Source organism: Pseudomonas sp. VEM90 (assembly GCF_054611535.1).
Genome location: NZ_JBTRAR010000028.1, coordinates 47,144 through 72,273, shown reverse-complemented (window position 1 = coordinate 72,273; position 25,130 = coordinate 47,144). Strand labels below are relative to the sequence as shown.

At 62.6% G+C, this 25,130-nt stretch carries 23 protein-coding genes; 12 read left to right on the top strand and 11 right to left on the bottom strand.

All coding sequences use genetic code 11. From position 1 onward, the window contains the following. Window positions 1–447: 447 nt before the first annotated feature. The 9 genes from ACYCCG_RS22795 to ACYCCG_RS22755 all read left to right on the top strand — a co-directional run bounded on the left by ACYCCG_RS22795 (window position 448) and on the right by ACYCCG_RS22755 (window position 13,159). Entirely contained in the window at window positions 448–2,499 is a 2,052-nt protein-coding gene (locus tag ACYCCG_RS22795) for a putative bifunctional diguanylate cyclase/phosphodiesterase (protein ID WP_176683772.1), read from the top strand. 158 nt (window positions 2,500–2,657) lie between these two features. Beyond that, window positions 2,658–3,989 carry an imelysin family protein gene (locus ACYCCG_RS22790; protein ID WP_209967865.1) on the top strand — a complete coding sequence of 444 codons (1,332 nt, stop codon included), beginning with the start codon at window positions 2,658–2,660 and terminating at the stop codon, window positions 3,987–3,989. Between the two features lie 141 nt (window positions 3,990–4,130). Next, complete coding sequence (locus ACYCCG_RS22785) at window positions 4,131–4,613, top strand: hypothetical protein (protein WP_209967867.1); 483 nt, start codon at window positions 4,131–4,133, stop codon at window positions 4,611–4,613. Between the two features lie 13 nt (window positions 4,614–4,626). After that, on the top strand, window positions 4,627–5,013 hold the full coding sequence (locus ACYCCG_RS22780) for a hypothetical protein (protein ID WP_020192047.1): 387 nt from the start codon (window positions 4,627–4,629) through the stop codon (window positions 5,011–5,013). Between the two features lie 110 nt (window positions 5,014–5,123). After that, complete coding sequence (locus ACYCCG_RS22775) at window positions 5,124–6,551, top strand: di-heme oxidoreductase family protein (protein ID WP_339444386.1); 1,428 nt, start codon at window positions 5,124–5,126, stop codon at window positions 6,549–6,551. A 19-nt stretch (window positions 6,552–6,570) separates the two neighbouring features. Then, on the top strand, window positions 6,571–7,635 hold the full coding sequence (locus ACYCCG_RS22770; protein WP_104960841.1) for an imelysin family protein: 1,065 nt from the start codon (window positions 6,571–6,573) through the stop codon (window positions 7,633–7,635). Window positions 7,636–7,637: 2 nt separating this feature from the next. Beyond that, window positions 7,638–8,735, top strand: coding sequence for a DUF1513 domain-containing protein (locus ACYCCG_RS22765; RefSeq protein ID WP_176683776.1), 1,098 nt, complete (start codon window positions 7,638–7,640; stop codon window positions 8,733–8,735). 218 nt (window positions 8,736–8,953) lie between these two features. Continuing rightward, the gene (locus ACYCCG_RS22760) at window positions 8,954–10,102 is read left to right on the top strand and encodes an efflux RND transporter periplasmic adaptor subunit (protein ID WP_209967871.1); all 1,149 of its coding nucleotides are present in this window, start codon (window positions 8,954–8,956) and stop codon (window positions 10,100–10,102) included. Between the two features lie 12 nt (window positions 10,103–10,114). Next, on the top strand, window positions 10,115–13,159 hold the full coding sequence (locus tag ACYCCG_RS22755; RefSeq protein ID WP_209967872.1) for a multidrug efflux RND transporter permease subunit: 3,045 nt from the start codon (window positions 10,115–10,117) through the stop codon (window positions 13,157–13,159). Window positions 13,160–13,267: 108 nt separating this feature from the next. Here ACYCCG_RS22755 and ACYCCG_RS22750 read toward each other — a convergent pair whose 3' ends face one another. From ACYCCG_RS22750 to colR, 5 genes are all read right to left on the bottom strand, one after another. Beyond that, window positions 13,268–13,498, bottom strand: a complete 231-nt coding sequence (locus ACYCCG_RS22750) for a hypothetical protein (RefSeq protein ID WP_339444381.1) — start codon at window positions 13,496–13,498, stop codon at window positions 13,268–13,270. Beyond that, on the bottom strand, window positions 13,498–14,196 hold the full coding sequence (locus tag ACYCCG_RS22745; RefSeq protein WP_176683779.1) for a lipopolysaccharide kinase InaA family protein: 699 nt from the start codon (window positions 14,194–14,196) through the stop codon (window positions 13,498–13,500). The genes ACYCCG_RS22750 and ACYCCG_RS22745 overlap by 1 nt, the downstream gene beginning before the upstream one ends. Before the next feature lie 6 nt (window positions 14,197–14,202). Then, a complete protein-coding gene (locus ACYCCG_RS22740) occupies window positions 14,203–14,883 on the bottom strand; it encodes a class I SAM-dependent methyltransferase (RefSeq protein ID WP_176683780.1) in 681 nt (226 codons plus the stop codon). A 107-nt stretch (window positions 14,884–14,990) separates the two neighbouring features. Then, window positions 14,991–16,301 (bottom strand): sensor histidine kinase, encoded by a 1,311-nt coding sequence (locus tag ACYCCG_RS22735; protein ID WP_176683781.1) that lies wholly within the window; start codon window positions 16,299–16,301, stop codon window positions 14,991–14,993. Then, on the bottom strand, window positions 16,291–16,974 hold the full coding sequence (gene colR, locus ACYCCG_RS22730) for a two-component system response regulator ColR (protein ID WP_003255215.1): 684 nt from the start codon (window positions 16,972–16,974) through the stop codon (window positions 16,291–16,293). Before colR ends, ACYCCG_RS22735 begins: the two co-directional genes overlap by 11 nt. A gap of 183 nt (window positions 16,975–17,157) precedes the next feature. On the opposite strand from colR, the gene ACYCCG_RS22725 reads away from it, so the two are divergent. Beyond that, on the top strand, window positions 17,158–17,886 hold the full coding sequence (locus ACYCCG_RS22725; protein ID WP_209967878.1) for a phosphatase PAP2 family protein: 729 nt from the start codon (window positions 17,158–17,160) through the stop codon (window positions 17,884–17,886). Between the two features lie 43 nt (window positions 17,887–17,929). Here ACYCCG_RS22725 and ACYCCG_RS22720 read toward each other — a convergent pair whose 3' ends face one another. Then, window positions 17,930–18,850 carry an iron-sulfur-binding ferredoxin reductase gene (locus ACYCCG_RS22720; RefSeq protein ID WP_459671839.1) on the bottom strand — a complete coding sequence of 307 codons (921 nt, stop codon included), beginning with the start codon at window positions 18,848–18,850 and terminating at the stop codon, window positions 17,930–17,932. 249 nt (window positions 18,851–19,099) lie between these two features. Between ACYCCG_RS22720 and ACYCCG_RS22715 the strand changes: the two genes are divergently transcribed. Further along, window positions 19,100–20,623, top strand: coding sequence for a fumarate hydratase (locus tag ACYCCG_RS22715; RefSeq protein ID WP_003255232.1), 1,524 nt, complete (start codon window positions 19,100–19,102; stop codon window positions 20,621–20,623). 121 nt (window positions 20,624–20,744) lie between these two features. On the opposite strand, the gene ACYCCG_RS22710 is transcribed toward ACYCCG_RS22715, so the two are convergent. Together ACYCCG_RS22710 and ACYCCG_RS22705 are read right to left on the bottom strand one after the other, a co-directional pair. Continuing rightward, entirely contained in the window at window positions 20,745–21,617 is an 873-nt protein-coding gene (locus ACYCCG_RS22710) for a carbon-nitrogen hydrolase family protein (protein ID WP_209967882.1), read from the bottom strand. After that, window positions 21,614–22,204: a GNAT family N-acetyltransferase gene (locus ACYCCG_RS22705; protein ID WP_003255235.1), complete on the bottom strand. Its 591-nt coding sequence runs from the start codon at window positions 22,202–22,204 to the stop codon at window positions 21,614–21,616. The genes ACYCCG_RS22710 and ACYCCG_RS22705 overlap by 4 nt, the downstream gene beginning before the upstream one ends. A 115-nt stretch (window positions 22,205–22,319) precedes the next feature. Between ACYCCG_RS22705 and ACYCCG_RS22700 the strand changes: the two genes are divergently transcribed. Next, window positions 22,320–22,718, top strand: coding sequence for a nuclear transport factor 2 family protein (locus tag ACYCCG_RS22700; RefSeq protein WP_176683785.1), 399 nt, complete (start codon window positions 22,320–22,322; stop codon window positions 22,716–22,718). 30 nt (window positions 22,719–22,748) lie between these two features. Here the strand turns inward: ACYCCG_RS22700 and ACYCCG_RS22695 are convergent, their stop codons facing one another. The 3 genes from ACYCCG_RS22695 to ACYCCG_RS22685 are packed head-to-tail and all read right to left on the bottom strand — an operon-like array spanning window position 22,749 to window position 25,119. Continuing rightward, on the bottom strand, window positions 22,749–23,327 hold the full coding sequence (locus tag ACYCCG_RS22695; RefSeq protein WP_021781811.1) for a DJ-1/PfpI family protein: 579 nt from the start codon (window positions 23,325–23,327) through the stop codon (window positions 22,749–22,751). Between the two features lie 51 nt (window positions 23,328–23,378). Continuing rightward, window positions 23,379–24,536, bottom strand: coding sequence for a phospholipase D-like domain-containing protein (locus ACYCCG_RS22690; RefSeq protein ID WP_459671836.1), 1,158 nt, complete (start codon window positions 24,534–24,536; stop codon window positions 23,379–23,381). Window position 24,537: 1 nt separating this feature from the next. After that, window positions 24,538–25,119, bottom strand: a complete 582-nt coding sequence (locus ACYCCG_RS22685; RefSeq protein WP_459671834.1) for a YceI family protein — start codon at window positions 25,117–25,119, stop codon at window positions 24,538–24,540. Between the last annotated feature and the right edge of the window lie 11 nt (window positions 25,120–25,130).

Genomic DNA, 25,130 nt, shown 5'->3' with positions numbered 1-25,130 from the left:
AATGGCCGGTCAGCAACGCTCATTGCAAATAACCTTCCCCCTGCCTGCAACGGCCCGCTAGCGCGTCCATTCACAGTGTCTGCCTGATGGCGGATGCTGTGCTCGTCTGCTGGCGTAAACCGGTGGTTGCTTACCCTCACAGGAACCCATCCACTTCTTCGGCCGCGTGCACATCCAGGTCCGCTCCACAGGCCCTCTGCTCGAGGAATGTGCCATGCCTGTGGGGGCGGGCTATCCGCGAAGCAGCCAGCACGTTTTCACCTGCGCCCCACCCGCAAAACGCTTGCTCAGGCCGCATACCACGCTAACATCAAACCTCTGGAAGATTGACACAGCGCATTCAAGTTGCGGGGTCAGGCAACCGATACACTGCTAATGGTCGGCCGGTAGTGTATCGTCATCGTTGATGGCAAAATGATGCCATGCGCATGGATTAAGGAAACCCCATTGAAGCTGGAATTGCGGAACAGCTTGTCGGTCAAGTTGCTCAGGGTCGTGCTGCTGTCGGCGTTGGCGGTTGGCGTCGTGCTCAGCTGTGCGCAAATCATCTACGACACCTACAAGACCCGCCAAGCCGTGAACAATGATGCCCAGCGCATCCTCGACATGTTCCGTGACCCTTCGACCCAGGCGGTGTACAGCCTCGACCGTGAAATGGGCATGCAGGTCATCGAAGGCCTGTTCCAGGACGAGTCGGTGCGCATGGCCTCCATTGGCCATCCCAACGAAACCATGCTGGCAGAAAAGTCCCGCCCGCTGCAGGACATGTCCATGCGCTGGCTCACCGACCTCATCCTCGGCCAGGAACGCACCTACACCACGCAACTGGTCGGCCGCGGCCCTTACAGCGAATACTACGGTGACCTCAGCATTACCCTCGATACCTCGTCCTACGGTAAAGATTTCCTGATCAACGCGGTGATCATCTTCATTTCCGGGGTGCTGCGGGCCATGGCCATGGGCCTGGTGCTGTACCTGGTCTACCACTGGCTGCTGACCAAACCGCTGTCGAAGATCATCGAGCATCTCACCCAGATCAACCCTGACCGCCCCAGCCAGCACCAGATACCGCTGCTCAAGGGGCACGAGAAAAACGAACTGGGGCTGTGGGTGAACACCGCCAACCAGTTGCTGGCCTCGATCGAACGCAACACCCATCTGCGCCACGAGGCGGAAAACAGCCTGCAGCGCATGGCCCAGTACGACTTCCTCACCGGCCTGCCCAACCGTCAGCAACTGCAGCAGCAACTGGACAAGATCCTCGTCGACGGCGGCCGCCTGCAGCACCGCGTGGCAGTGCTGTGCTTAGGCCTGGACGACTTCAAGGGCATCAACGAACAATTCAGCTACCAGGTCGGTGACCAGTTGCTGCTGGCGCTGGCCGACCGACTACGCGCCCACAGTGGCCGCCTCGGCGCCCTGGCGCGGCTGGGCGGTGACCAGTTCGCCCTGGTACAGGCCAATATCGAGCAGCCTTACGAGGCTGCCGAACTGGCGCAGAGCATCCTCGACGACCTGGAAGTGGCGTTCGACCTCGACCACGAGCAAATCCGCCTGCGCGCGACCATCGGCATCACCCTGTTCCCGGAAGACGGCGACAGCACCGAGAAACTGCTGCAGAAAGCCGAACAGACCATGACCCTGGCCAAGGTCCGTTCGCGCAACCGCTACCAGTTCTATATCGCCAGCGTCGACAGCGAGATGCGTCGCCGTCGCGAACTGGAAAAGGACCTGCGTGAAGCCCTGCCGCGCAACCAGTTGTACCTGGTGTACCAGCCACAGATCAGTTACCGCGACCACCGAGTAGTCGGCGTAGAGGCCCTGCTGCGCTGGCAGCACCCGGAGCTGGGCATGGTGCCACCCGACCAGTTCATCCCCTTGGCCGAGCAGAACGGCAGCATCATCAGCATCGGCGAATGGGTGCTTGACCAGGCCTGCCGACAACTGCGCGAATGGCACGACCAGGGCTTCAGCGACCTGCGCATGGCGGTCAACCTGTCTACCGTGCAACTGCACCACAGCGAGCTGCCTCGGGTGGTCAACAACCTGCTGCAAGCCTATCGCTTACCACCGCGCAGCCTGGAACTGGAAGTCACCGAAACCGGCCTGATGGAAGACATCAGCACCGCCGCCCAGCACCTGTTGAGCCTGCGCCGCTCCGGGGCGCTGATAGCCATCGACGACTTCGGCACCGGCTACTCGTCACTCAGCTATCTGAAGTCGCTGCCCCTGGACAAGATCAAGATCGACAAGAGTTTCGTTCAGGACCTGCTCGACGACGATGACGACGCCACCATCGTTCGCGCCATCATCCAGCTGGGCAAGAGCCTGGGTATGCAGGTAATCGCCGAGGGCGTGGAAACGGCCGAGCAGGAAACCTACATCGTGGCCCAGGGTTGCCACGAGGGCCAGGGCTACCACTACAGCAAACCCCTTTCGGCCCGTGAACTGACCCACTTCCTCAAGCAAGCGCAACGCAACCGGGTTTCGGTGTCCTGAGGCCACCTGCCCGGTTACAGGCTGTGCCCCGGATTTACATGAATTGCGCGCCGCCCCTTTACAGCAAATGCAAATCTTTCGCATGATGTTGTAGTTTCGCGTGCCACGGCGCACGGTCCACCCCTTTGGTCCAACCACACGATGCAGGAAAACCAACAATGATTCGAATGCCTCTGGCCTCCGCCAGTCTGCTGGCCATTGCCATCGCCCTCGCCGGTTGCGGTGAAGGCAAGGACGAAAAAGCCGCCGCGGCGCAAGCCCAGGCACCTGCTGCTGCCACCGCTGCTGCGCCAGGCGCTGTCGACGAAGCAGCCGGCAAAGCCGTGGTCAAGCATTACACCGACATGGTATACGCCGTGTACAGCGACTCGCTGAGCACTGCCAAGACGCTGCAGACCGCTGTCGACGCGTTCCTCGCCAAGCCCAACGACGAAACCCTGAAAGCCGCCAAGGAAGCCTGGTTCGCCGCCCGCGTACCGTACCTGCAGAGCGAAACCTTCCGCTTTGGCAACACCATCATCGACGACTGGGAAGGCCAGGTGAACGCCTGGCCCCTGGACGAAGGCCTGATCGACTACGTCGACAAGAGCTACGAGCACGCCTTGGGCAACCCGGCGGCCAGCGCCAACATCGTCGCCAACACCGAGATCCAGGTGGGTGAAGAGAAGGTCGACGTCAAGGACATCACCCCCGAAAAACTGGCTGGCCTGAACGAGCTGGCTGGCTCCGAAGCCAACGTTGCCACGGGCTATCACGCCATCGAATTCCTGCTCTGGGGCCAGGACCTGAACGGCACCGGCCCAGGCGCAGGCAACCGCCCGGCATCCGACTACCTGGAAGGCCAGGGCGCTACCGGCGGCCACAACGACCGCCGCCGCGCCTACCTGAAAGCGGTTACCGACCTGCTGGTCACCGACCTCGAAGAGATGGTCGGCAACTGGGCACCGAACGTCGCCGACAATTACCGCGCCAAGCTGGAAGCCGAGCCTGTCAACGACGGCCTGCGCAAGATGCTGTTCGGCATGGGCAGCCTGTCGCTGGGCGAACTGGCGGGCGAGCGCATGAAAGTTTCGCTGGAGGCCAACTCGCCGGAAGACGAGCAGGACTGCTTCAGCGACAACACCCACTACTCGCACTTCTACGACGCCAAGGGCATCCGCAACGTCTACCTGGGCGAGTACACCCGTGCGGACGGCACCAAGCTGACCGGCCCTAGCCTGTCGTCGCTGGTCGCCAAGGTTGACCCAGCCGCCGATGCAACCCTCAAGGCCGATCTGGAAGCCACCGAGGCCAAACTCCAGGTGATCGTCGACCACGCCCTCAAAGGCGAGCACTACGACCAGCTGATCGCCGCCGACAATGCTGCAGGTAACCAGGTCGTGCGTGACGCCATCGCCGCACTGGTCAAGCAGACCGGGGCGATCGAGCAGGCCGCGGGCAAGCTGGGCATTGCCAACCTGAACCCGGACACTGCGGATCACGAGTTCTGATCCCACTGTAGTGCTTCATCGCAAACGCCCGGCCTTGTGCCGGGCGTTTTCGTTTGCTGCCGGGTAAAACGCTTCCCGCTGCCTGGCGCGCGCGCAGATGCTCATCCTGTAGGCCTTCGATCAAACCTAACAGGAGGCACAGTGCTGCAGATTCTCGATGTCTGGGGCGAAGGCCGAATCGTCCAGCGCATGAATGGGGGAGACCTCGTTACCGGATTCAACGATGCCTACAACCTGAACAAGGCTGGCCAGCTCATCTCCAACGGGCCGTTGGCAGGCGGGCACATTCCCAACCTCATTGTCGTATACGAATACGATGCTCCGGACTTTCCCCTCGACGACCATGCAGTCCCTCACGTGACACTGATGGGCGCCCCGATCACCCGCCATGTGGCCGAGGAAATGTGCCGGGTAGTTGCTCGCCCCGGCAAGATCTACCTGTACGACCCCAACGAAACCGACCGCCGAATGTTCGAAGCGGTCGCCATTGACCAAGGCCTGCAGCTGCTTGGTCGCTTTCATCCCGCCGAGCTCGACCCCCCGTTCAACGAAATCACCTTGCTCGCGGCCTATGTCTATCGCGCCCCGACTAGCCCGTTACCCCGCCCGAAAACTGAACATTAAAAGGAAACAAAACATGGCCAACGTCACCTACTTGCGCTCCATCGCCAATAACACCCCTTATACCTTGACCCTGATCGACGGTGAAAACCGTAGCAACAGCCTGGCAGTCGGTGCCCAGCACGTCTGGAATGGCTCGCTGGCCATCCCGTGGATCGGCAGATCGACTGAGAACCACAAGGCCTTGCGCCTGATCCTCGGCCCGTCTGCCGACACCAGCATCTGGATATTCCAGGATTACTGGCAACCTGCGCACATGGACGCAGTCAAGTGCATTACCGCCTCCTCCATGGAATACACCAGCGAAGAAGTCATCGAGGTCACCGGCGATAATCGCGGTGGCGGCAACAAGAACCTGATCGTCAACCTGGTCAACCGACACTTCATGCTCTATATGGCCTGAGCAGGAGCGCTCGCAGCGATTTCATCAAGCAAACGCAAATTGCTCTTATTCAATGATCCTGGGCCTGCTAAGCTGCACGCCGGTTTTTTCGCTCACGCCCAGGATTCTCGATGTCCTTGTCGCTGTCCCGACTCCCCCCCCTGCTGCTGGCCTGTGCCCTGGCCGCCTGTGACGACGCCCCGCGTTTTACCCACGCCGAGCCCGGCGAAGCGTTGTCGGGTGGCAAAGCGACCGTGCAGCGCAGCGACCGCAATGCCTATTCCCTGCCCTCGGCCAACCTCTCGCCAGAGCTGCGCCTGGACTTCGCCGTTGGCAACAGCTTCTTTCGCAACCCTTGGGTGATCGCCCCGTCCACCACCACCGCGCGTGATGGTCTGGGCCCGCTGTTCAATACCAACGCCTGTCAGAACTGCCACGTGCGCGATGGCCGTGGCCACCCGCCAGAGCCGGGCGACAGCAACGCGGTAGGTATGCTGGTGCGCCTGTCGATCCCCGACCAACCCTACCTGGCCAAAGTGATCGAGCGCCTCGGCGTGGTGCCAGAGCCGGTCTACGGCACCCAGTTGCAGGACATGGCCATCCCGGGCGTGGCGCCGGAAGGCAAGGTGCGGGTGAGCTACACCCGCGAAACCGTGTCATTCAAGGACGGCCACCAGGTCGAGCTGCGCAAGCCGGCCCTGCAAATCACCCAGCTCGGCTATGGTGTGATGCACCCCGACACGCGCTTTTCCGCGCGGGTGGCACCACCGATGATCGGCCTGGGCCTGCTTGAGGCTATCCCCGAAACCGACCTGCTGGCCAACGAAGACCCGGACGACCGTAACCGCGATGGCATCCGCGGGCGGGCCAACCGTGTATGGGACGACGCCCAGGGCAAAACAGTGATCGGCCGGTTCGGTTGGAAAGCCGGGCAGCCCAACGTCAACCAGCAGAACGTGCACGCCTTTGCCGGCGACATGGGGCTGACCAGCACCCTGCAGCCCAACGACGATTGCACCCCGGCACAAACCGGCTGCCTGGCTGCGCCCAACGGCGACGGTGCCGATGGCGAAAAAGAAGTCAGCGACAACATCCTGCGCCTGGTCACGTTCTACACCCGCAACCTGGCTGTGCCGGCCCGCCGCGACGTCGGCTCGCCACAGGTACTGGCGGGCAAGAACCTGTTCTACCAGGCGGGTTGCCAAGGTTGCCACACACCGCAGTTCACCACCGCCGCCGACGCCGCCGAACCAGAGTTGGCCAACCAGGTCATCCGCCCCTACAGCGACCTGCTGCTGCATGACATGGGCCCGGGGCTGGCCGACGAGCGCACCGAATTCGCCGCCAACGGCCAGGACTGGCGCACCGCGCCACTGTGGGGCATCGGTCTGAGCGAAACGGTCAGTGGCCACAGCCAGTTTCTGCATGACGGCCGCGCCCGCAACCTGCTTGAAGCCGTGTTGTGGCACGGTGGCGAAGCCGAGGCGGCACGCAACTTCGTACTCACTTTCAATGCCGAGCAGCGCGCCGCGTTGCTGGCGTTCCTGAACTCACTTTAAACGCGCAAAGGAGCCGGGCATGTTCCGACCCAAACTGTTGTTCACAAGCCTCGCCGCACTCGCCCTCGGTGCCTGCTCGCCACAGGACCCGCAAGCAGTGACCTCCGCCGCCATCGCCAACCAGGTGATCCTGCCTACCTACAGCCGCTGGGTCGAAGCCGACCGTACGCTGGCTGCCAGCGCCCTGGCCTACTGCGAAGGCAAGGAAAGCCTGGACAAAGCCCGCGCCGACTTCCTCAACGCACAAAAAGCCTGGGCTGAGCTGCAGCCGCTGCTGGTCGGCCCGTTGGCCGAAGGCAACCGTGCCTGGCAGGTACAGTTCTGGCCCGACAAGAAAAACCTGGTCGGCCGTCAGGTCGAGCAACTGGTCAACGGCGACAAGCCGGTTGATGCTGAGGTCCTGGGCAAGTCCAGCGTGGTGGTGCGTGGCCTGTCGGCCTATGAGTACATCCTGTTCGACAGCAAGCCGGACATCGCCACTGCCGAACAGAAAGCCCGCTACTGCCCGCTGCTGGTGGCCATCGGCGCGCACCAGAAGGCCTTGGCAGAGGAAATTCTCAAAGGCTGGAACAGCACCGACGGCATGCTCTCGCAGATGACCAAGTTCCCCAACCAGCGCTACGCCGACTCCCACGAGGCTATCGCCGACCTGCTGCGCGCTCAGGTTACCGCCCTGGACACCCTGAAGAAGAAGCTCGGCGCACCGATGGGCCGTCAGAGCAAGGGCATTCCGCAGCCGCTGCAGGCCGAGGCCTGGCGCAGCCACAACTCGATGAACAGCCTGCAGGCCAGCCTCAAGGCCGCCGAAGCCGTCTGGGTCGGGGTAGACAACCAGGGCCTGCGCGGCCTGTTGCCCAGCGATCAGAAAGCGCTGGCGGACAAGATCGACGCCGCCTACGCTACCTCGCTCAAGTTACTGGCCGATAACCAGAAAACGCTCGGTGAGCTGCTGGCCGACGACGCCGGTCAGCAAACCCTCAACCAGATCTACGACAGCCTAAACGTCGTCCACCGCCTGCACGAAGGCGATCTGGCCAAGGCGCTGAACATCCAGCTGGGCTTCAATGCCAACGACGGTGACTGATCATGCTGCGACGCCAGGCACTCAAACTCGGTAGCGTATTGCTCAGCGCCCTCACCTTGGGCGGCTGGAGCCTGTTCCGCAACAAAGGCAGCGAACCCTTGCTGCTCTCGGCGCGTGACAACGGCGACGGCCAGCACTATGCCGTAGGTTTTCGCCTGGACGGCACACAGGTGTTCAGCACGCAGGTCGCTCAGCGTTGCCATGCCATCATCCACCACCCCGAGCAGCCAATCGCCCTGTTTGTCGCCCGCCGCCCTGGTACTGAAAGTTACCTGATCGACCTCCGTGACGGGCGCCTGCTGCAAACGGTAGCCTCGCAGCCGAACCGGCACTTTTATGGCCACGCCGTCGTGCACAAAGGCGGCGAATGGCTGTATGCCACCGAGAACGACACCACCGACCCGGGGCGCGGCGTGCTTGGCGTGTACCGTTTCGAAGGCGAGCGCCTGGTACACACTGGCGAGATCCCGACCCACGGTATCGGCCCGCACGAGGTTGCCTGGCTACCCGACGGCGAAACGCTGGTCGTGGCCAACGGCGGTATCCGTACCGAAGCCGAAAGCCGTGTCGAGATGAACCTCGACGCCATGCAACCGAGCCTGGTGCTGATGCAGCGCGACGGTACCCTGCTGAGCAAGGAAACCCTGGCCCAGCAGATGAACAGCGTGCGACACCTGGCAGTGGCCAGCGATGGCACCATCGCCGCCTGCCAGCAGTTCATGGGCGATGCCGATGAAACTGCCGAGCTGCTGGCGATCAAGCGCCCGGGCGAGCCATTCAAGGCCTTCCCGGTGCCGGAGCGGCAACTGCAAGCCATGGCCCAATACACTGCAAGCGTTGCCATCCACAGCGAGCTGCGGCTGGTGGCGCTGACTGCGCCGCGGGCCAACCGCCTGTTCGTCTGGGACCTGGACAGCGGCGCGGTGCGGCTGGATGCCCCGATGCCCGACTGCGCAGGCGTTGGCGCGGTGAAGGACGGTTTTGTCGTCACCTCCGGGCAGGGCCGCTGCCGGTTCTACGATTGCCGCAAGGCCGAACTGGTCGGGCAACCGATGAACCTGCCGTCCGGCTTCTGGGACAACCACCTGCATCTCGTCTGATTGTTCTGTTGCACTCACTGGCCTTCTCGCCGCTAAAGCCGATCCCACAAGGTTCTACACAGTCCCTGTAGGAGCGGCTTTAGCCGCGAAAAGGCCGGCACAGGCATTTCACGCCCCTCCTCCCGAAAAACAGTCAATACTTCCCCCATTCACACGTGGGCAGGATCGCCCGTTGTCGTGTTGAAGCGAATAACAACTGCATCCAAGGAACCGGACCTATGCTGCGCCGCCGCATGCTCATCATGTTGGCCGTGGTTCTGCTGATCGTGCTGGCCCTGGGGGGGTACAAAGCCTTCTCGATCTACCAGCAGATCCAGATGTTCACTGCCCCCAAGCCACCCATCACCGTGGCGGCTGCCATGGCCGAACAGCGCCAGTGGCAGGAGCGCCTGCCCGCTGTCGGCAGCCTCAAGGCACTGCAGGGCGTGGACCTGAGCCTGGAGGTGGAAGGCATCGTCAAATCCCTGCACTTCGACTCAGGCCAGCGGGTCAAGGCCGGGCAACTGCTATTGCAGCTCAACGATGATCAGGAGACAGCCCTGCTCGGCACCGCCCAGGCCGACCTGGGCCTGGCCAAGGTCGATTTCGGCCGAGGCAGCCAGCTGGTTGGCGATTCGGCCATCTCCCGCGGCGAGTTCGATCGCCTTTCCTCCCAGTACCGGCGCAACCAGGCAGTGGTCGAGCAGCTCAAGGCGCAGAAAATCAAGAAGAGACTCAATGCGCCTTTCAGCGGCACCATCGGCATCCGCCAAGTGGACATTGGCCAATACCTGGCCGCCGGCACGGTGATCGCCACCCTGCAAGACACGTCCAGCCTGTACGTGGACTTCAACGTGCCGGAACAGGCCCTGCCAGACCTGAGCCTGGGCCAGCAGGTGCTGGTGCATGTGGCCGCCTACCCGGGCCAGCGCTTTCCCGCCAGCCTCAGCGCCATCAACCCCAAGGTCGAGGAGACCACGCGCAACCTGCTGGTACGCGCCACCATGGCCAACCCCGACGGCAAACTGCTGCCAGGCATGTTTGCCAGCCTGTTGATCCTGCTGCCCAACCCGCAGCCGCAAGTGGTGGTGCCGGAAAGCGCCATTACCTACACCCTGTACGGCAACTCGGTGTATGTCGCCTCACCGAAAAAGGACGAGAACGGCAAGCCGGAATACGACGACAAGGGCCGACCCCAGCGGGTCGCCGAACAGCGCACGGTGCAGACTGGCGAGCGCCGAGACGGCGTAGTTGTGGTCAGCGAAGGCCTGCAGGCTGGGGAACAGGTGGTCACCGCCGGGCAGCTGAAACTCACCCCCGGTGCCGCGATACGCATTGGCCAGGACAACGCCCTAAAGCCCGAACCGGGCGCAGCGGCCAAGGACTGACAGGAGGCTGGCATGGCGTTCACCGACCCGTTCATCCGCCGCCCGGTGCTGGCCAGCGTGGTCAGCCTGCTGATTCTGCTGCTCGGCTTCCAGGCCTGGAACAAGCTGCAGATCCGCCAGTACCCACAAATGGAAAACGCCCTGATCACGGTCACCACCGCCTACCCCGGGGCCAACGCCGAAACCATTCAGGGCTACATCACCCAGCCATTGCAGCAAAGCCTGGCCAGCGCAGAAGGCATCGACTATATGACGTCGGTGAGCCGGCAGAACTTCTCGATCATTTCCATTTACGCGCGCATTGGCGCCGACAGCGACCGGCTGTTCACCGAGCTGCTGGCCAAGGCCAATGAGGTGCGCAACAAGCTACCCCAGGACTCAGAAGACCCGGTACTGAGCAAGGAAGCTGCCGACGCCTCGGCGCTGATGTACGTCAGTTTCTACAGCAAGGAAATGAGCAACCCGCAGATCACCGACTACCTGTCACGGGTAATTCAGCCCAAGCTGGCCACTTTGCCGGGCATGGCCGAGGCGGAGATCCTCGGCAACCAGGTGTTCGCCATGCGCCTATGGCTGGACCCGGTAAAACTGGCCGGTTTCGGCCTTTCGGCTACCGACGTGACCAATGCCGTGCGCCGCTACAACTTCCTTTCTGCCGCTGGCGAGGTGAAGGGTGAATACGTGGTCACCAGCGTCAACGCCAGTACCGAGCTGAAGTCGGCCGAGGCGTTCGCCGCCCTGCCGCTCAAGACCAGCGGTGACAGCCGCGTGCTGCTGGGCGATGTGGCGCGGGTCGAGATGGGCGCAGAAAACTACGACACGGTCAGCTCGTTCGACGGTACCCCATCGGTCTATATCGGCATCAAGGCCACCCCGGCCGCCAACCCGCTGGATGTCATCAAGGAAGTGCGGCGCATCATGCCAGAGCTGGAAAGCCAGCTGCCCTCGGCACTGAAAGTGTCGATTGCCTACGACGCCACGCGGTTCATCCAGGCCTCGATCGACGAAGTAATCAAGACCTTGGGCGAAGCGGTGCTGATCGTCATCGTGGTGGTGTTCCTGTTCCTCGGTGCCCTGCGCTCGGTACTGATTCCGGTAGTGACCATACCGCTGTCGATGATCGGTGTACTGTTCTTCATGCAGATGATGGGCTATTCGCTCAACCTGCTGACCCTGCTCGCCATGGTGCTGGCCATCGGCCTGGTGGTGGACGATGCCATTGTGGTGGTGGAAAACATCCACCGGCACATGGAAGAAGGCAAGTCGCCGTTCGACGCCGCCCTGGAAGGCGCGCGCGAGATCGCTATGCCTGTGGTGTCGATGACCATCACCCTTGCCGCCGTGTATGCACCGATCGGCTTCCTCACCGGGCTCACTGGCGCGCTGTTCAAGGAGTTTGCCCTGACGCTGGCCGGGGCGGTGATCATTTCAGGTGTCGTTGCCCTTACCCTGTCACCGATGATGTGCGCCCTGCTGCTGCGCCGGGAGCAGAACCCGAGAGGCTTGGCCCACCGCCTCGACCAGCTGTTCGAACGCCTGAAGGAGCGCTACCAGCGCGTGCTGCACGCCACCCTCGACAGCCGGCCGGTGGTGCTGGTGTTTGCCGTGATCATCCTGTGCCTGATTCCGGTGCTGCTCACATTCACCCAGAACGAACTGGCGCCCAACGAGGACCAGGGGGTGATATTCATGATGAGCAGCTCGCCACAGCCGACCAACCTTGACTACCTAAACGCCTACACCGACCAGTTCACACCACTGTTCAAGGCCTTCCCCGAGTATTATTCGTCGTTTCAGATCAACGGCTTCAATGGCGTACAGACCGGCATTGGTGGTTTTTTGCTCAAGCCTTGGGACGAGCGCGAACGCACACAGATGGAGCTACTGCCGCTGGTGCAGGCCAAACTCGAGGAAATCAGCGGGCTGCAGATCTTCGGCTTCAACCTGCCGTCGTTGCCCGGCACTGGCGAGGGCTTGCCATTCCAGTTCGTGATCAATACCGCTGGCGACTACCCGGCACTGCTGGAAGTGGCCCAACGCATCAAGACGCGCGCTCAGGAGTCGGGCAAGTTCGCCTTCCTCGATATCGATCTTGCCTTCGACAAGCCCGAAGTGGTTGTGGACATCGACCGGGCAAAGGCGGCGCAGATGGGGGTGTCGATGGACACCATAGGCGGCACTCTGGCGACCCTGCTGGGCGAGGCGGAAATCAACCGTTTCACCCTTGAGGGCCGCAGTTACAAGGTGATCGCTCAGGTTGAGCGGCCGTACCGCGACAACCCCGGCTGGCTGAACAATTACTACGTGAAGAACGACCAGGGCCAGTTGCTGCCGCTGTCGACCCTGATCACCCTCACCGATCGCGCTCGCCCACGCCAGCTCAACCAGTTCCAGCAACTGAACGCTGCGATCATCCAGGGCGTCCCCATGGTCAGCCTGGGTGAGGCTTTGAAGACCGTGGAAGACATCGCTCGCGAAGAGGCACCGGAAGGCTTTTCCTTCGACTACGCCGGCGTGGCCCGTCAGTACGTTCAGGAAGGTAGCGCATTGTGGGTCACCTTCGGTCTGGCGCTGGCGATCATTTTCCTCGTGCTGGCTGCGCAGTTCGAAAGCTTCCGCGACCCGTTGGTGATTCTGGTGACAGTGCCGTTGTCGATCTGTGGCGCGCTTTTGCCGCTGTTCCTGGGTGTGTCGAGCATGAACATCTACACCCAGGTCGGGCTGGTGACTTTGATCGGGCTGATCAGCAAGCACGGTATCCTGATCGTCGAGTTCGCCAACCAACTACGCGAGGAGCGTGGCCTGAGTGTGCGCGACGCGATCGAGGAAGCAGCGGCCATTCGCCTGCGGCCGGTGCTGATGACCACGGCGGCGATGGTGTTCGGCATGGTGCCGCTGATTCTGGCGACCGGGGCGGGCGCGGTCAGCCGGTTTGACATCGGTATGGTGATTGCCACCGGGATGTCGATTGGCACGCTGTTTACCTTGTTTGTGTTGCCATGCATCTACACCCTGCTGGCGCACAAGGCGAGCGCCAAGGAACCTGCAATCGCTTGAGCCGACCTGTGGGAGCGGGCATGCCCGCGAAGAGGCCGGCAACGCAGCCGCAAAAAGCCAGAGGCCCCGCAATCGCGAGGCCTCTGGCTTTTCACGCTAACGCAGGGTTCAACCGAATGGTCGCAACCCTTGACGCAAGCCAAACAGGAACAGCAAAAGGTCATGGTCCGGCTCAGTCCGGGCCTGCTGCGGTTTTGCCCCCCGCGGCAACGCGCACTGGTCTGCCATCTCTGCCTTGCTGAACACCGTCGGTCTCGGCTCTTCCCAGGCAGCCACCGCCACGGTGGTCACCGCCAGGCCAGCTACCAGGAACAAAGCTCGAGCAATTTCTAGTTTCATTACTCTAACCCTTTGACAGCGCTGCCAAACGCCATCTTGTAAAAGTAGAGCAGCGTCCGCCATTCCGCGTCATTGAGCGACGAATGGCGGCGTAGCTGACGCAAGTCATTGCCGGCCGCCCGCTGGCAACTGATACGCCGCCTGCACTTTTCCAGGTCCAGCAGCGCCACTTCGACGCGGGCCTGCTCGCCCTCGCCGATCACCTTGATAAAAACGTGCTTGCCGTACAGGCAGCCGTGCTGCCAGTGCCCCAGGTGCATCCGCGCCAGGTTGTCCGCCAGGTCCTTGAGCATGCGCTCATGCACCACCTGCGGGTAACGCTCGCGGGCACCTTCGGCATGCCAGGTGTCGAGTTCGACGAAACCGTCCAGCGCTTCGCTGACCAGCAGCGCGCGCCACTGGTGCTCGGCATCGCGCTGCGCGCCACAGAAGACGATGCGCGGTACACGCACGCCCAGTTGCTCGAAACTGTTGAGCGCATCGAGTTCACGCAATACCGTCGGCCGACCGAACGGGTGCAACAGGCTGCGGTAGATATGCCCAACCTGGCGCTTGGCATACAACAACTTGCCATTGGCATCGTTGAGGCGTTGCACGCCACTCTCGCCGCCGCGGCGCTGGTTAGGCTCCTCGACCCACTCGCCTTGCTGGCGCCAGTAAAAATCGAACTGCGATTCCCCTTTATGGGCTACAGCCATCAAACACTACCCCTTACGCAATACGTAGACTCGCCACATGGCATAGAACGGCAGGAAGTCGAGGCGTTCCTGGATTCTGAAGCCGGCGGCCCTGAATTCTTCTTCGACCGTTTCGGCAGGTAACACGAAACGGTTCTGGTACTTATCCTGTTCGGCCTTGGTGCTACGGCGCTGCTCCAGCTTTTTCCGGCGCCAGGCCTTGAAGTTGCCATCCACCCACAGTGACAGGATCACACTATCACGGCTAACCCGTTGAAATTCCGAAAGAATGGTCTTTCTGTGCGCCGACTCGCCAATGTGATGGAACAGGCGCATGCAGAAAATGCTGTCCACGGCGTTATCTGGCAGGTCGATGGCAAATGCCGAAGTCTGCAAAGGCCGTACCCGTGCCACCACTTCTGGCGGTTGCGCCGCACAGGCTGTCTCGATCATGGCCTCGGAGTTGTCGGCACCGATGATTACCCGATTGGGCTTTTCCGCCAACAGCGGCCAGAAACGGCCCGCTCCGCATGGCAGGTCGAGTACCAGGCCAGGCTCGCCCGCCAATGCCAAGGCGCGGCGCGCCAACTGCTCATCTCGCTTGTGGGAAAGGCGTCGCGCCAGGCCGTCCTGGTGCTTGAGAAAGTACTCGCGCGCATGGTCTTTGTCGTACTTCTCGGAAAATTCAAGCTTGATGGGGCTACGCATTGGGCATCTCCTGACTCCATTGCGCCCACATTAGGTAGGCAAGCGTTGGAATCAGGTCATGCCAATGTGAAAAAAACGTTGAGCACTATTTGACCTGATACAGGAAATTACTCGACCAAGGCGTCCATGTCGCCTTTGACCGTGGTGTTGCTCAGGTCTACCTGGAAGCGGCAGCCATGCGGCAAGGTGGATGTCAGGGTGACACGCCAACCTTGGTCGTCACAGATCCGCTGCACCAGCGAAAGCCCCAGCCCCAGGCCCTCGCCGCGTCGCTCATCGCCCCGCACGAACGGCCTGAACATGGCCTCGCGCTGCTCTTCGGGGATACCCACACCGCTGTCCTCCACGCTGAACCCGTTGGCTTCCAGGCTCAGGCGGATATACCCACTGTCGGTGTAGTGCGCAGCATTGCGCAGCAGGTTGCCCATCACCGACTGCAGGAAGGTGGCGTTGTACAGCACAGGGCTAGCGCTCACGCGGCCATCGAAATACAGGGTGAGGCCTTTCTGTTCGATGGTGTCGCGCCACACCCCGATAAGCTCGTCGGCCACTTCGCGCAGGGTCGCCCGTGACGCCACTGCACCCTCATCACGCTGCGCCCGGGCCAACATGAGGAAGGTCTTGACCAGCTCGCGCATTTCTTCGGTGGCCCGCGCCACGCGCTCCACCTGGCTACGCGCGCGGGCATCGAGACCAGGGTTTTCCATCAGAAGCTCACACGAGGTAGCCAACACCATCAACGGCGTGCGCAGCTCGTGGCTGACGTCGCTGGTGAACAGCCGCTCTCGGGTCAGCGCATCGCGCAGGCGCCCAAGGGTGTCGTCGAAAGCCACTGCAAGCTGGCCGACTTCGTCTGCCGCATAATCCGGAGCCAGCGGCGGGGCCAGGCCCAGTAGTTGATCGCGGTGGCGCACCTGACGCGCCAGGCGGATGACCGGTGCCATTACCCGACGTGCAACCAGCCAGCCAAGGATGACCGCCAACACCAGACTGAGCACGAAGCCCACTACAACCACGGCAAACAGTACGCGCTCGCGCTCCTCGAAGTCGCTCTGGTCCTGCAGCAGTACATAGCGGCGACCATCGACGATCTCGACCATGGCGTGGTAGGACAGCTGGTCTCGGAACACCTCGTGGAAACCGCGGTCGAGGTGACGCAGGTCCTTGGGCAGCTCGAAGTCGTCACGCCCGCCACTGAAGTAGAACAGCTGGTCTGGGCGAGGCCGATGACTCCAGTCACTGACGCTGTCCATACGCAGCAGGCGCTGCAGGTCACCACCCAGTACCGAGGAAATCAGTCGCTCCTCGACCAGGTGCACCGTGCCGACGATACCGAATGCGAAGGCCCCGGCCACCAGCGCGCTCATCAGGGCAAAGGCGATGATGATGCGCTGGGCAAGACTTTGCTTAAACTCCATCGCGGCCCTCGGCGAGGCGATAGCCGACGCCATGGACGGTATGCAGCAACGGTTTCTCAAACGGTTTGTCGATCACCTGGCGCAGTTGATGCACATGGCTGCGCAGGCTGTCGCTATCGGGGCAGTCATCGCCCCACAAGGCTTCTTCCAGCACCTCGCGGCGCAGTACGTGCGGGCTTTTCTGCATCAGTACCGCCAGCAGCTTGAGACCGACCGGGTTGAGCTTCAGCAGGCGACCCTGGCGGGTAACCTCCAGGGTATCGAGGTCGTAGCTGAGGTCAGCCACCTGCAGGGTACGGCGCCCACCGCCCTGGGCACGGCGCAGCACCGCTTCGATGCGCGCCGCCAGCTCCGACAGGGCAAATGGCTTGAGCAGGTAATCGTCAGCACCCGAGCGGAAGCCTTGCAGGCGGTCGTCCAGCTGGTCACGGGCAGTGAGCATGATCACCGGCGTGTCACGGCGGGCATCTTCGCGCAGGCGCTTGCACAAGGTGTAACCATCAATGCCTGGCAGCATGATGTCGAGTACGATCAGGTCGTAGTGCTCGGTGGCAGCCAGATGCAGCCCGGACAGGCCATCCTGGGCACAGTCGACGGTGTAGCCTTTCATGCCCAGGTAATCGGCCAGGTTGGCCAGGATATCGCGGTTGTCTTCAACCAAAAGAATGCGCATCGGTTTCTCCTGTGCGGCGCTTCTCGCTGTGGTGCGCGGCAGGCGCAGCTTAAGGCCAATGCCTGCACGGTGCCAGCCCTTGGGAAAATTCACCCCACTTGACAGTTTTTTCACTGATCCTTCACGGACACAGGATAGCGGGCGGCCGAAAATACCCGCTCTTTTTCGCGCCCTGGAGCCGTCATGCAGCAACGCACCCGCCCTCGCCCGATCAACGTCTGGCTGTACCTGGGGATTCCCCTGGCGACTGCGCTGGCCCTGATCCTGCTGGAACTGACTTCAGTCGACATGGATGTCGCCAACCTGTTCTTCGACCCCGCTGCCGGGCAGTTCATTGGCCGCCACAGTTACCTGTTGGAAAACATCCTGCATGACCGGGTCAAGCAAGTGGTGATTCTGTTGGGGGTGATATCGCTGCTGACCTTTGCCGCGAGCTTGTTCTGGAAGCGCCTGTTTGGCTGGCGCCGTGAACTGGGCTGCCTGGCGCTGGCGCTGGGCTTGTCCACAGCGTTTGTCACGCCGCTGAAAAAAGTCACCCAGGTGCAGTGCCCTTGGAGCCTGACCCAGTTTGGCGGCACCGAAACCTACAGCAAGCTGCTGGAACCACGGCCGCCTACCGACAAGCCTGGGCTGTGCTGGCCGGGCGGGCATGCAGCGACCGGGTTCTGCCTGTTCGCCTTGTTCTTCATGCTGCGTGATCGCAAGCCGCGCCTGGCGCGGGTGGCCTTTGTAGTGGCCTTGACAGCAGGGTCGATACTGTCGGTGGGCAGGATGATGCAGGGGGCGCACTTCCTGTCGCACAATGTGTGGACAGCAGTGTTCTGCTGGTTGATCGGACTGGGGTCGTATTACCTGGTTCTCTATCGGCGGGCGCAGGCCGAGGTGCCCGTCGCCGAGCACAGCGCCGCATGAAAGAGGGGCCGCTTTGCGGCCCTTCGCACTTCAAGTGCTACCCTCAGGCATGCTCGACGAACACATCAGCAAACACCTGTCCCCGCGGTACCCCTGCCATGAACATGCACCGGGCAAACCGTTCGACACTCCCCGGCGCCCCACACAGCAGCGCCACCGTCTGCCGCGACAATAACCGCATCCTGGCCAACGCTTCATCCAGCTGCTCCGCCAGCACCAGCTCGACACTCACCCCTGGGAGCTTCAGCAGCGGCTCCGCCAGGTAGTGCCCAGCCTGATCGCGCGCCACATGCACCACCCGGATTTCGCCCCGATGTCCCCGGCGCAACGCTTCGCGCAAGATACCCCAGAGCGGCGCCAGCCCTGTTCCCGCAGCCAGCAACCACAGCGGCCGCTCCTGCCAATCAGGGTCGTAATGAAGGGCTCCGCCTCTGAACTCCCCCAAACGCATCTCATCGCCGACCCGCAGACCACGCGCCTTGTCGCAAAAGGCACCAGGCCGCTGGCAATCGATATGAAACTCGAGAAAATCATCCTCGCCTGGCAGGCTGGCCAAGGAATAAGGCCGAGCAACCGCGCCTAGCCACAGCACCACGTGCTGCCCCGCCTGGTAACGCACCACCCGATCGGGCCGCAACCGCAGGCGCAAGACATCGCCAAACCATTCCAAAGCGCAGACATGCGCCGGTACGCCACCCTGCTGGGGGTCGTATAGCGCCACACGCAGGTCCTCGACCACCCGGCACTGGCAAGCCAGACGCCAGCCCTGGGCGTGTTTCTCCAATGCCAAAGCCTCGGGCAAAGCGTCTGCCGGTTGCCCGTCCAGGCAGCGCACCAGGCAGGCGTGGCAACTGCCCGCGCGGCAACTGTAAGGCACATTCAGTCCCGCCTCGTTGAGGGCATCGAGCAGGTTGCTGCCAATGGGCACCAGCCAGCGGCGCTCGCCCACGCAAATTTCGGGCATGTTCGGTACATCTCCTGCTGTCCAAGGCTCACTGTAAGCCAAGCAGAGCACACCAGCAAAATAGATGCCTGCGCGCTGCCGACCATGGTCCAGACCGGCCGCAGGTGTGCCGGGCACGGATGCGCGCTATACTGCCGCGCCTTTTTCCGTCGGCCTGACCTGCCGGCGCCTTGCAAGGCGCTTCGACGTGCTGGTCGGCTATGTCGAGCGTCTTTTTGAATGTTCCCGTCTTTAAGAGGAGCGCGCTGCATGACCGTGATCAAGCAAGACGACCTGATTCAGAGCGTCGCCGACGCCCTGCAATTCATCTCGTACTACCACCCCGTCGATTTCATCCAGGCCATGCACGAGGCCTATCTGCGTGAAGAGTCGCCTGCTGCACGCGATTCCATCGCCCAGATCCTGATCAACTCGCGCATGTGCGCCACCGGCCATCGTCCAATCTGCCAGGACACCGGTATCGTCACCGTGTTCATCCGCGTGGGCATGGACGTGCGCTGGGATGGCGCCACCATGAGCGTCGACGACATGATCAACGAAGGTGTGCGTCGCGCCTACAACCTGCCTGAGAACGTCCTGCGCGCTTCGATCCTGGCCGACCCGGCCGGTGCCCGCAAGAACACCAAGGACAACACTCCGGCAGTGATCCACTACTCCATCGTCCCTGGCGACAAGGTCGAAGTGGATGTCGCAGCCAAGGGCGGTGGCTCGGAAAACAAGTCGAAGATGGCCATGCTCAACCCGTCCGACTCGATCGTCGACTGGGTACTGAAGACCGTGCCGACCATGGGTGCTGGCTGGTGCCCGCCCGGCATGCTCGGCATCGGCATCGGCGGTACCGCCGAGAAGGCCGCGGTCATGGCCAAGGAAGTGTTGATGGAGTCCATCGACATTCACGAACTGAAAGCCCGTGGCCCACAGAACCGCCTGGAAGAAATCCGCCTGGAGCTGTTCGACAAGGTCAACCAGCTGGGCATCGGCGCCCAGGGCCTGGGTGGCCTGACCACCGTGCTCGACGTCAAGATCATGGACTACCCGACCCACGCCGCGTCCTTGCCGGTGTGCATGATCCCCAACTGCGCCGCCACCCGCCATGCCCACTTCGTGCTCGATGGCACCGGCCCGGCAGAACTGGAAGCGCCGTCGCTGGACGCTTACCCGGAAATCGTCTGGGAAGCTGGCCCGAGCGCCCGTCGCGTCAACCTCGACGACATTACCCCGGAAGAAGTGGCCAGCTGGAAGCCGGGTGAAACCATCCTGCTCAACGGCAAGATGCTGACCGGCCGCGATGCCGCGCACAAGCGCATGGTTGAGATGCTCAACCGTGGCGAAGAGTTGCCGGTAGACCTGAAAGGCCGCTTCATCTACTACGTAGGCCCGGTCGACCCGGTGGGTGACGAAGTGGTAGGCCCAGCCGGCCCGACCACTGCTACCCGTATGGACAAGTTTACCCGCCAGATCCTCGAGCAGACTGGCCTGCTGGGCATGATCGGCAAGTCCGAGCGTGGCCCGACCGCCATCGAGGCGATCAAGGACAACAAGGCCGTGTACCTGATGGCCGTTGGCGGCGCTGCCTACCTGGTAGCCCAGGCCATCCGCAAATCGAAGGTACTGGCCTTCGCCGAGCTGGGCATGGAAGCGATCTACGAGTTCGAAGTCAAGGACATGCCGGTGACCGTCGCCGTGGACAGCAACGGCGAGTCGGTACACATCACTGGCCCTGCCCTGTGGCAGAGCAAGATTGCCGAAAGCCTGGCCGTCGAAGTGAAGTAACCTGATGTAACTGCGGTGGCTGCTTCGCGGGCAGGCCTGCTCCCACACGTACAGCACAAGCCAGAAGGCTACGCGTTGACCTGTAGGAGCGGACTTGCCCGCGAAGAGGCCGCCACTGTCGTCACAGGACTCTCTCGAACTGCTCCGGCCAGTCCCGCCAGGTAAACACCTGCCCTTCCTGTCTCACCCGCCGCACTTCCTCCAGATCCACCTCGCACACCAGCCACTGGCTGCAGTCCGGGCTCAACTGCTCACTCAACGCCAGCACCCCATCGCCCGGCATCCCGTGATCCGGCGGCACGAACAGGCCTGCCCGGCCGATATTCTCGTCCAATGCCGGTGACCACGGCGCCACCCCCACCGTAGGGCTCTGCAACACGGCAATCTGGTTCTCCAGGGCGCGCGCCTGGGCGCCAATACGCACCCGATGGTAACCGGCCTCGGTATCGGTACAACTCGGCGCCAGGATCAGGTCGGCACCACACTCGGCCAAGCGGCGGGCCAGCATCGGGAACTCGTTGTCGTAGCAGATCAGAATGCCCAAGCGCCCCAGTTCGGTTTCGAACACCTGCAGCCCCTGGCCTGCAGCAATGTCCCACTGCTCGCGCTCGAAGCGGGTCATCATCAGTTTGTCCTGATAACCCAGCACACCTTGGGGGCCGAACAGCCAGGCACGGTTGCGGTAGCGCCCATCGCTGTCCAGCACCGGCACACTGCCCGGTTGCAGGTAGATCCCCCAGCGCCGGGCAAGGCTCTCGCACAACGCTTTCCAGGGTTCGATCAGCGGCTGGATGCCGGCAATCGAAGCCTTCAGGTCTTCCCGCTGCCCGGCACTCAGCTGGCCGCTCAGCACCAGCCCGGCGTACTCCGGCAACAGCAGCAAGCGTGCCCCCGCCTCCACCGCTTCGGCGCACAGGCCTTGCAGGTGGTCGGCGTACGCGTCCCATGTTTCATGCAGCTCGATGGCGTACTGGCAGGCCGCCAGGCGGATCATATCGGCAGTGCCTTGAGCCAGAACGACATCAGTTTGTCGGAGCTTTCCTGCTCGTCCAGGTCGCGCCAGGCGTAGGTGGTGCGCAGCGACGGGTCGTGCAGGAAGCCGCGGTTGCGCCAGAAGCCGTGCAGGGGTTTGTACTCTGCTGGCCGTCGCGGGTGTGCACCAGGCCGTTCGACCGCGCAGAACGCGCAATAATCGAACTCGGCCAGTTTGTGTGCGTAGGACTCGCGCTCGATGAAGAAGCGAACCCCCAGGCCCTGACCGCGGTATGCCGGCAACACCAGCGACTCACCGAAGTAGTACACACTGGCCGGGTCGCGCCCCTGGGCCAGGAACGGCTGCTGGAATTCGGGCGCGACGTCCACCAGCGGCAGGCCGGTAGAGGCGCCGACCACTTTGCCGTCGTCCAGCGCCAGCACAACCAGGCTGCGCCCGGAGCGGGCATAGTTGGCCAGGTAGTCGGCCTCGTACTCCGGGGTGCCGTCGTAAAGGTAGGGGAACTCGCGGAACACAGTAAGGCGCAGGCGAGCGAGGTCATCGATGTAAGGCGCGATAGCGGCACCGTGCAACAGGCGTATTTCCATGTTTGGCGGTCGTTTTGTCGATGTGGATGACGCGCTCGGCTAAGCCGGGCTTGAGGGGAAACCCTATCATCCGAGTTAGCGACCCGCCTTTTCCCTACACGACAGGAATTGTTCCATGACCGCAACCGAACTGGTAAATGCTTACTACGCCGCCTTCAACGCGGGTGACATGCCAGGCTTTCTGGCGCTGCTCAGCGAAGACGTGATCCACGACATCAACCAGGGCGAACGTCAGATGGGCAAAGCCAGGTTTGCCGCGTTCATGGAAAAGATGAACCGCTGCTACCGCGAGCGCCTGGCCGACATCGTGGTGATGCAGAACGCCGATGGCAGCCGCGCGGCGGCGGAGTTCACCGTACATGGCCAATACCTGGTCGATGACGAAGGCTTGCCGGCGGCAAACGGGCAGACCTATGTGCTGCCGGCGGGGGCGTTCTTCTATATTCACTGTGGCAAGATTGCCCGGGTGACCAACTACTACAACCTCAATGATTGGGTTGAGCAGGTTGCCTGAAGCAACCCGCTGCCAACTCAATCAAGCCTGTCAGACAATACGCGTGCCCAGCACTTGAAGGAACGCCGCCAGCCAGGCCGGGTGCGCTGGCCATGCCGGGGCGGTCACCAGGTTGCCATCCACATGCGCCTGGTCCACCGCGATGTCGATGAACGTGCCACCCGCCAGGCGCACTTCTGGCGCACATGCCGGGTAAGCGCTGCATTCACGCCCATCCAGCACCCCAGCTGCCGCCAGCAACTGGGCACCATGGCATACCGCCGCAATCGGCTTGCCGGCCTGGTCGAACGCCCGCACCAGCTCCAACACCTTTTCATCCAGGCGCAGGTATTCCGGCGCGCGACCACCCGGAATCAGCAGCGCGTCATAACTCTCGGGCCGCACCCGCACGAAGTCATAGTTCAGGGCAAAATTGTGCCCGGGCTTTTCGCTGTAGGTCTGTTCACCCTCGAAGTCATGAATCGCGGTACGCACAGTCTGCCCCGCCAGCTTTTCCGGGCACACCGCATGCACCGTGTGGCCTACCATGCTCAGGGCCTGGAACGGCACCATCGCTTCGTAATCCTCGACGTAGTCGCCCACCAGCATGAGAATTTTCTTCGCCGTCATCTTGCCCACTCCTTCGGTTAACCGTGAATAGTCACTGCACGATAGCCGCTGTCAGTCACGGCGGTCGAGGAAGTTGACCACCAAACGATCCAGCCAGCCCCAGATCCGTTGCTTGACCCTGCGCCACAAAGGGCGCGCATGCCAGTGAGCGAGATCGACTTCTTCGCTCAGGGCGAAGTCGCGCTCGAAGCTGGCCACCACCGCCGCTGTCAACGGCGGGTCCAGCGCCTCGATGTTGGCTTCAAGGTTGAAGCGCAAGTTCCAGTGGTCGAAGTTGCACGAACCGACGCTGACCCAGTCGTCCACCACAGCCATCTTCAGGTGCAGGAAGCACGGCTGGTACTCGAAAATCCGTACGCCCGCGCGTAACAGCCGCGGGTAGTAACGATGCCCGGCGTAGCGTACCGAGGGGTGATCGGTGCGCGGACCGGTCAACAACAGCCGCACGTCCAGGCCCTTGCTGGCGGCCCGACGCAACGAGCGGCGCACGCTCCAGGTCGGCAAGAAGTACGGCGTGGCCAGCCATACCCGTTTCTTGCCGCTGTTCAGTGCCCGTACCAGCGCGTGCAGGATGTCCTGGTGCTGGCGGGCGTCGGCATAAGCGACCCGGCCCATGCCCTGTCCCTGCGCAGGCACCCTGGGCAGACGCGGCAGGCCAAAGCCTTCAGCAGGGCGCCAGGCGGTGCGGCAAGTGTTGGCGTGCCACTGACGGTCGAACAGCAACTGCCAGTCGCTCACCACCGGCCCCTGCATCTGCACCATCACTTCGTGCCATTCGCTGGTCGCCTCACCCGGCTTCCAGAACTCGTCGGTAACGCCCGTCCCCCCCACCACGGCCCAACGTTCGTCCACCAGTAGCAATTTGCGATGATCACGGTACAGGTTACGCAGGCCACGCTTCCAGCGCAGGCGGTTATACCAGCGCAAGTACACGCCAGCGTCCAGCAGGCGCTGACGCAACGCACTGTTGAAGGCCAATGCACCGTAGTCATCGAACAGGCAGCGCACCCGCACGCCACGCCGGGCGGCCTGCTCCAGCGCGTCGACCACCGCCTCGGCACAGGCGCCGGCCTCGACCAGGTACAGTTCCAGGTCAACCTGGAAGTCGGCACGCATGATCGCCAGGAGCATGCGCGGAAAGAACGCGGGGCCGTCGATAAGCAGTTCGAACTGGTTGCCATCCCGCCAGGGGAAGACCGGCCCCGCCATGTCAGCGAGCAGTGAAGATCAGCACCGCGCTAACCGGCACCGACGGGTTGATGGACTTCAACCTGGCAAACTTGCGCAGGCTTTCCAGGCCCGGCATCAAGCCAAAATCTTCGGCGCGCAGCACCAGAGGCTCTAGGGGCACCACCTGGAAGCGCCGCGCATCCAGGCGGGTGGCCAGCAACAAAACATTGTAGCGGTGCGACTGGCCATGCAGGGTGACCGTCAGCGGCAGGCGCAACTCGATCTGTGCACCATCGGCCAGGTCATTGATCGGCTGCAGGTCGATCTGCGTCTTCACTGTGGCCTCGGCGAAGCGCGCGACCTCAAACAGGTTGTCGCGCATTTGCTCGTCACGCAGTGGAATACCGCTGCTCACCGAGTCCATCTCGATCCTCAAACCGGCCACACCCTTGCGGTCGACCGTACCATGCAGCACCAGAAAGCGATGCACTTCGGCGGTATTGCCATTCTTGCCGGTGATGAAGGACAGCCGTGAAGATTCGCCATCCAGGTGCCAATTGGCATGAGCGGGTAGGCACAAAGCAAGTAATAAGGCAGGCAGCAGGCGGGGCAACTTGAACATGACAGATCTCG

What these genes read in the sequence shown, in the direction of transcription:
- ACYCCG_RS22790 (WP_209967865.1), top strand. Translation starts at nt 2,658, where the DNA reads ATGATTCGAATGCCTCTGGCCTCCGCCAGTCTGCTGGCCATTGCCATC.
- ACYCCG_RS22780 (WP_020192047.1), top strand. Translation starts at nt 4,627, where the DNA reads ATGGCCAACGTCACCTACTTGCGCTCCATCGCCAATAACACCCCTTAT.
- ACYCCG_RS22775 (WP_339444386.1), top strand. Translation starts at nt 5,124, where the DNA reads ATGTCCTTGTCGCTGTCCCGACTCCCCCCCCTGCTGCTGGCCTGTGCC.
- ACYCCG_RS22770 (WP_104960841.1), top strand. Translation starts at nt 6,571, where the DNA reads ATGTTCCGACCCAAACTGTTGTTCACAAGCCTCGCCGCACTCGCCCTC.
- ACYCCG_RS22765 (WP_176683776.1), top strand. Translation starts at nt 7,638, where the DNA reads ATGCTGCGACGCCAGGCACTCAAACTCGGTAGCGTATTGCTCAGCGCC.
- ACYCCG_RS22760 (WP_209967871.1), top strand. Translation starts at nt 8,954, where the DNA reads ATGCTGCGCCGCCGCATGCTCATCATGTTGGCCGTGGTTCTGCTGATC.
- ACYCCG_RS22755 (WP_209967872.1), top strand. Translation starts at nt 10,115, where the DNA reads ATGGCGTTCACCGACCCGTTCATCCGCCGCCCGGTGCTGGCCAGCGTG.
- ACYCCG_RS22750 (WP_339444381.1), bottom strand. Translation starts at nt 13,498, where the DNA reads ATGAAACTAGAAATTGCTCGAGCTTTGTTCCTGGTAGCTGGCCTGGCG.
- ACYCCG_RS22745 (WP_176683779.1), bottom strand. Translation starts at nt 14,196, where the DNA reads ATGGCTGTAGCCCATAAAGGGGAATCGCAGTTCGATTTTTACTGGCGC.
- ACYCCG_RS22740 (WP_176683780.1), bottom strand. Translation starts at nt 14,883, where the DNA reads ATGCGTAGCCCCATCAAGCTTGAATTTTCCGAGAAGTACGACAAAGAC.
- ACYCCG_RS22735 (WP_176683781.1), bottom strand. Translation starts at nt 16,301, where the DNA reads ATGGAGTTTAAGCAAAGTCTTGCCCAGCGCATCATCATCGCCTTTGCC.
- colR (WP_003255215.1), bottom strand. Translation starts at nt 16,974, where the DNA reads ATGCGCATTCTTTTGGTTGAAGACAACCGCGATATCCTGGCCAACCTG.
- ACYCCG_RS22725 (WP_209967878.1), top strand. Translation starts at nt 17,158, where the DNA reads ATGCAGCAACGCACCCGCCCTCGCCCGATCAACGTCTGGCTGTACCTG.
- ACYCCG_RS22720 (WP_459671839.1), bottom strand. Translation starts at nt 18,850, where the DNA reads ATGCCCGAAATTTGCGTGGGCGAGCGCCGCTGGCTGGTGCCCATTGGC.
- ACYCCG_RS22715 (WP_003255232.1), top strand. Translation starts at nt 19,100, where the DNA reads ATGACCGTGATCAAGCAAGACGACCTGATTCAGAGCGTCGCCGACGCC.
- ACYCCG_RS22710 (WP_209967882.1), bottom strand. Translation starts at nt 21,617, where the DNA reads ATGATCCGCCTGGCGGCCTGCCAGTACGCCATCGAGCTGCATGAAACA.
- ACYCCG_RS22705 (WP_003255235.1), bottom strand. Translation starts at nt 22,204, where the DNA reads ATGGAAATACGCCTGTTGCACGGTGCCGCTATCGCGCCTTACATCGAT.
- ACYCCG_RS22700 (WP_176683785.1), top strand. Translation starts at nt 22,320, where the DNA reads ATGACCGCAACCGAACTGGTAAATGCTTACTACGCCGCCTTCAACGCG.
- ACYCCG_RS22695 (WP_021781811.1), bottom strand. Translation starts at nt 23,327, where the DNA reads ATGACGGCGAAGAAAATTCTCATGCTGGTGGGCGACTACGTCGAGGAT.
- ACYCCG_RS22690 (WP_459671836.1), bottom strand. Translation starts at nt 24,536, where the DNA reads ATGGCGGGGCCGGTCTTCCCCTGGCGGGATGGCAACCAGTTCGAACTG.
- ACYCCG_RS22685 (WP_459671834.1), bottom strand. Translation starts at nt 25,119, where the DNA reads ATGTTCAAGTTGCCCCGCCTGCTGCCTGCCTTATTACTTGCTTTGTGC.